The organism is Frisingicoccus sp. (assembly GCA_016298055.1).
Lineage (GTDB): Bacteria > Bacillota > Clostridia > Lachnospirales > Lachnospiraceae > Frisingicoccus.
Genome location: JAEDDO010000196.1, coordinates 1 through 3,160, shown reverse-complemented (window position 1 = coordinate 3,160; position 3,160 = coordinate 1). Strand labels below are relative to the sequence as shown.

The window sequence follows — 3,160 nt, the reverse complement described above, 5'->3', positions numbered from 1 at the left end:
CCGGTTCAATTCCGAGGCCGTTAAGAAGAATGGCCGCATCACTTTCAGCTTCCCAACCGTTCAGCTCGGCAAATTCACCTTCAAGCTCACTGGCGCGCATACCGTCTTCTTCTGTGAAATCTTCTTTCATATAGATCGCATCTTTTTCTTTCATGATCTCATAAAGGCGGGCATTACCCATGATGACTGTGTCCAGTACCTGGCAGTCATCATATTTGTAATGGTCCTGCTCAAGAACAGAGAGACGCTCGCCCTGATTCATTGTAATATCGCCTTTGCTCGGTTCCAGTTTTCCTGAAAGAATTTTTAAGAAAGTGGATTTGCCGGCACCGTTGGCACCGATCAGTCCGTAACAGTTTCCTTCTGTGAATTTAATATTTACATCTTCAAATAACGCACGTTTTCCTAAACGTAAAGTGACATTGTTTGCACTAATCATGAATTCAATACCTTTCTGTGTTGCTTATTGTAGAATGACGCTATTCTCTATTGTATCGAAAATCTGTAAATTTGCAAGAACTTTCAATAAAACCTGTGTTATAATTCTTAATACAGACTTTTTTTGGAGGTGCAGTGTGAGAATCGTCAATTTAATGGAAAACACACCGGGTGTCAACGGCTGTGCATGTGAACATGGTCTCAGCATTTACGTGGAGACAAAAAAACATAAATTATTAGTGGATACAGGAGCCAGCGGAGCATTTATTGACAATGCGAAAAAACTTGGAATCGATCTTGAGTCAGTGGATACGGTGATTTTAAGTCACGGTCATTACGATCACGGCGGCGGTATTTCGGATTTTGTCAAAATAAATTCTCAGGCAAAAATATACATAAGGCCGTCTGCTTTTGGGAATTATTATCATAAAGGCCATAAAAGTGAGCGTTATATCGGATTGAAGAAAGAACTGGAGTCTTGCGAACAGATGTGTTTGGTTGAGGGGAATGTGACGATCGACGATGAGATATTTCTTTTTACAAATGTGACAGGAAGAAGATTATGGCCTTCGGGTAACTTAAAGTTGAAAAAGAAGATTTCAGATGATTGGGTCCAGGATGACTTTGACCATGAACAGTATCTCATCCTGTCCGGCGACGGAAAGGAAGTTTTGATTTCCGGATGTGCCCATAACGGTATTTTAAATATTTTAGATAAGGCTTTCGAACTGCGGGGAAGGGTACCGGATATCGTGATCAGTGGTTTCCATATGATGCAGAAAAATGGTTATTCCAACGAAGATATGAAAATTATTCGAAGAACAGCCGAAATATTGAAAACCTATCCGACGAAATTTTATACAGGTCACTGCACCGACCGGATCCCATATGAAGAGATGAAAAACATTATGGGGGATCAGCTCTTTTATATGCACTGCGGGGATTCTGTGAATCTGGGGTGACGTCTGGAAAATCTTCTTTAAGAATGCATCTAATATTTTTACGGAGGGCAAAAGTGTTAGAAAAGTTTTTCAGATTGAAGGAGAATCATACGACGGTGATGACCGAAGTTCTGGCCGGAATCACCACTTTTATGACGATGGCCTATATTCTTGCGGTTAACCCTGCCATACTCGGCGATGCGGGAATGGATCGGGGTGCTGTTTTTACGGCAACCGCTCTGGCAGCTGCCATCGGCACGGTATGTATGGCCCTTTTTACCAATTATCCGTTTGCACTGGCTCCGGGAATGGGGCTGAATGCCTATTTTGCCTACACGGTCGTCGGCAGTATGGGATACGGGTGGCAGACTGCGTTGGCTGCAGTATTTATTGAGGGAATTTTGTTTATTATTCTTTCAGCTCTTAATATCCGTGAAGCTATTTTTAATGCAATTCCTGCCAATTTAAAAGAGGCTGTCAGTGTCGGTATCGGCTTGTTCATTGCGTTTATCGGGCTCCAGAACAGCCGCATAGTGATTAAAGGCAATAATCTGCTTGAATTATTTTCAATCGCAGGCTATAATCGTGCTTACAATGTGGAGGCATCCTTTAAAAATGTGGGGATTACAGTTCTTCTGGCAATGATCGGGATACTTGTGACGGCTGTTTTGATCACAAAGAAAGTGAAAGGCAATATTTTGTGGGGGATGCTTATTACCTGGTTTTTGGGGATGGTCTGTGAAATTACCGGCATTTATGTGCCGGATCCGGAACTTGGATGCGACAGCCTGTTTCCGGATGCTATCGGTTCGGCTCTTATTCCGGATATAAGGCCGGTCTTTCTAAAAATGGATTTTCGTTCGGTTTTTTCATTAAATTTTGCGGTCGTTATATTTGCTTTTCTTTTTGTAGATCTTTTTGATACACTTGGAACCTTGATGGGGGTATCGGTGAAAGCGGGAATGCTTGATGAGCATGGAAGACTGGAGCATGTGAAAGGTGCCTTGATGGCGGATGCTGTCGGTACGGGAGTCGGGGCCATGCTTGGAACATCCACGGTGTCGACGTATGTCGAAAGTGCTGCCGGTGTGACCGAAGGCGGGAGAACCGGACTTACAGGTCTGACGACTGCATTTTTATTTATTCTGTCATTATTTTTTGCTCCTGTATTTTTGGCAATTCCCTCATTTGCCACAGCACCGGCATTAATTATGGTGGGCTTTTACATGATGGCGAATGTGGTAAATATCGATTTCAAAGATCTTGCTGAAGCTATACCCTGCTATATCTGCATCATCGCCATGCCCTTTTTTTACAGTATTTCCGAGGGCATTGTTATGGGCATCCTATCCTATGTGGTCATTCATCTTCTGACCGGCAGATTTAAGGAGAAAAAAATCAGTATGCTCATGTATATATGTGTTATACTGTTTATTATAAAATACATTGTTTTATAAATATCGGAGGACTATTAATGAACATTCTTAATATTGAACATATTTACAAAATATTTGGTGATAAAGTGATTTTTGATGATACATCCTGCGGCATTCAGGAGGGGGATAAAATCGGAATCGTTGGAATCAACGGAACCGGTAAGTCTACGCTTCTCAAGTTGATCGCAGGTGTCGAAGAACCGGATGAAGGACAGATCGTTCGACAGAACGGGCTGAAAATTGCCTATATGCCTCAAAATCCGGTTTTTCCCAAGAAGGCTACCGTTGCATCTTATGCCCTTGATGGGGTGTCAGACACGGATTGGCTTATACAGAGCAATCTGA

The 3,160-nt window shown here is 42.3% G+C and carries 4 protein-coding genes; 3 read left to right on the top strand and 1 reads right to left on the bottom strand.

Translation table 11 applies throughout. The features are described from left to right. Positions 1-439, bottom strand: a 439-nt coding sequence (locus QZZ35_RS10390) for an ATP-binding cassette domain-containing protein (protein WP_291237338.1), incomplete at its 3' end; no start/stop codon positions are given. A gap of 136 nt (positions 440-575) precedes the next feature. Between QZZ35_RS10390 and QZZ35_RS10385 the strand changes: the two genes are divergently transcribed. The 3 genes from QZZ35_RS10385 to QZZ35_RS10375 form a co-directional block, all read left to right on the top strand. Then, positions 576-1,400, top strand: a complete 825-nt coding sequence (locus tag QZZ35_RS10385; RefSeq protein WP_291237337.1) for an MBL fold metallo-hydrolase — start codon at positions 576-578, stop codon at positions 1,398-1,400. Positions 1,401-1,453: 53 nt separating this feature from the next. Continuing rightward, the gene (locus QZZ35_RS10380) at positions 1,454-2,836 is read left to right on the top strand and encodes an NCS2 family permease (protein WP_291237336.1); all 1,383 of its coding nucleotides are present in this window, start codon (positions 1,454-1,456) and stop codon (positions 2,834-2,836) included. A gap of 17 nt (positions 2,837-2,853) precedes the next feature. Next, positions 2,854-3,160, top strand: a 307-nt coding sequence (locus QZZ35_RS10375; RefSeq protein WP_291237335.1) for an ATP-binding cassette domain-containing protein, incomplete at its 3' end; no start/stop codon positions are given.